Source organism: Pedobacter sp., assembly GCF_035566355.1.
In the GTDB taxonomy this organism is placed as follows: Bacteria; Bacteroidota; Bacteroidia; order Sphingobacteriales; family Sphingobacteriaceae; genus Pedobacter.
The window spans coordinates 1-2,023 of the sequence record NZ_DATMRL010000032.1; the positions used below are offsets into that span (position 1 = coordinate 1).

Sequence of the window (2,023 nt, forward strand, 5' to 3'; positions counted from 1 at the left end):
TACAATGCAGCAAAATCACTTTTTGGAGTTGGCACATCACCAGCACCCCCAGAAGTAGCATAGCCTAAAATATCATTATTACCCAACCACATACTAAAAAAAGTAAAAGGTTTAGCTGTCACAAAATCAAGGTATTTAGTATTATTTGTACCAGCGTTGCCTGGCAGAAGTCGTTCATAGAATCCATTTAAATTGCCATAAGGCGCATAAGTAATGTGCGCCAGTTTAATTCCTGGGACGCCGTAGTTGTTCAGGTCTCCTGTGTATTTGGTAAACAGTGTTACAGGACCAAATCCGGGAATGGTAACTTGACCCCTTACTGCAGTATGGGTGTTTTGATCTGCGATTTTTGGTGTTCCATCTGCATTAAATCCGGTAATGTATTTATAACCCGATCCATCTGCCTGGCCGTCCTGAAAGAAGGCTGTACTGAAACTACCCCCGCCAACAGTCTTCATTTGCTCGGCAATCATTAATGGAAAGGAATTTTTCTGGCCATCCAGATATAAGCCACCATCAGCATATCCGGAAGTAAGTGAATTTCCGACAGCTATATACCGGGAAAAATCTGCATTCCCTTTATTAGGTATAACCGTATTTACAGATTCAGCGGAAGGCTTACAAGACGCTAAGCCAAGAATAGCCAGGGCTAAGACGCTTTTATAAAAATATTGTGATTTCATGATCTTTCTCTTTGGGATTAAAATTTATAGGATAATGCTACACCAGGAATATAAGCTACAGTTTTAAAAGTACCGCTTAATCCAGTTTCTATATTGGTTCCACTCCTTGCAACTACATTCTCATACAAGAAAGAGAAATCCACACCAAATCTATCAGAAGGTTTAAGTCCGATACCTGCACTTAGTAATAAACGATTGGCATCCGGCACCTCTGGCGTCACATAACCATCATTTACAGGCGTTAATGCATAACCAATACCCGCTCTTAAAGCCAGAAATGAATTCGCTTTATTCTCGATACCCAATCTAAAAGTAGCCGCATCTTTATAGTTTCGTGGAGAATGTGTATCTGGAATTCTGGCATTATTATCGTAATCAAAGGAAAGATCTTTATAGACATGCCATTGCACCCAGTTTATATCCAGAGCGATGGTTGTTTTTTCCGAAGGATAGAAACCAAAACCAAGCGTACTTGTCGCCGGCAGTGGCAAGGTGGCGTTAAATTTAGTTGGAAAAGTAGACCTTAGTGCATCAGGAATATTAAAGTTCGCATCTCCATCTTTCACCGTTGCATTTACTTTAGACCTGTGGGTCAGACCGATGGAGATACCAGAAAGTGTTTTAACATAAATACCTGCATTCCAGCCGAAATCTTTGGAGGTGCCTTTCAGCTGAGCTGTGGAAGATTCTCCATTATTGAGGGTAATTGGAATTGCACGTTGGAGGTCTACCTTACCTAACGAATAGACTAAACCACCGCCTATACCAATATTATCACTGATCTTTAAACTTAAAGTTGGCTGTATATAAATAGCCTGAAGATCAAGCGAAGTCACCGCATATTTACCTGTCCAATTAGGATCCCAGTGCATTGCGCCTCCAAAAGGAGTGTAAACACCTATACCAAATCTTAATCTGTTTTCAGGTGAACCAAATACAGCATATGCCGCAAAGGGAGTGGGTAATTTGTTTTGGTTATGTTCTGTTAAATTTGAACCTGTCTGGTTAAAAGCAGTCTTCAGCATAATACCATTTACCCCACCTTGAACACCGTTTTGTTTAAGAAAGGAAACAGCACCCGGATTGAAAAATACCGAAGCTTCGTCTATAGCAACTCCGGTGCCTGCACCGCCCATTGCTGTTTGCTTTTGCCCCTGAAGGTTCACCTGGAAAGACTGAGAAAATCCCCAAACAGGTATTACCATTAGAAAACTGAGTAGAATCTTTTTCATGATATTTGGTTAGTTGTTTAAAATATATGTTTCTTGTGTATTAGATTAATTATAATCTCTCAACAATTCATCCATACAATATGTTTAAGCTAATATAATAATATGCAT

Annotated in this window: 1 protein-coding gene and 1 pseudogene; both read right to left on the reverse strand. The window is 39.8% G+C overall.

The window, feature by feature from the left end; genetic code table 11:
- Positions 1 to 683: pseudogene (locus VNZ46_RS01085) on the reverse strand (G-D-S-L family lipolytic protein); the annotation flags it as partial.
- A 17-nt stretch (positions 684 to 700) separates the two neighbouring features.
- Positions 701 to 1,915, reverse strand: coding sequence for an OmpP1/FadL family transporter (locus tag VNZ46_RS01090; protein WP_325558217.1), 1,215 nt, complete (start codon positions 1,913 to 1,915; stop codon positions 701 to 703).
- Between the last annotated feature and the right edge of the window lie 108 nt (positions 1,916 to 2,023).